The 261-nt window shown below is 57.1% G+C and carries 1 protein-coding gene; it reads right to left on the bottom strand.

Going from position 1 to position 261, the window contains the following annotated elements; all coding sequences use genetic code 11:
* On the bottom strand, positions 1–209 hold a 209-nt coding region (locus ACSNOG_RS33525; protein ID WP_436756440.1), incomplete at its 3' end, for a reverse transcriptase domain-containing protein.
* Between the last annotated feature and the right edge of the window lie 52 nt (positions 210–261).

Here is a 261-nt window from a genome sequence, read left to right as displayed (position 1 = left end):
ACCCATCTCAGGCCGCTTTGGATATAGCGCTGGGCTTGCTTCACTGCATCGTGCGCTCTCTTTCCTGGTCTAAAGCCGTAGCTATTCCATGAAAAGTGGGCATCGAAAATCGGGTTCATCACTTGCAGAAGCGCCTGCTGGAGAAAGCGATCCATCACGGTTGGGATACCTAGCAGCCTCACGCCGCCTCCGGGTTTGGGGATTTCCACCCGTTTGACGGGCGCAGGTCTGTAGGCACCCGCCTGGAGCTCGGATTTCACC

Origin of the sequence: Streptomyces sp. URMC 124 (assembly GCF_051386455.1) — a bacterium.
Taxonomy (GTDB): domain Bacteria; phylum Actinomycetota; class Actinomycetes; order Streptomycetales; family Streptomycetaceae; genus Streptomyces.
Note: the sequence above shows the minus strand (reverse complement) of the source record. Positions and strands in the feature narration are given on the sequence as shown.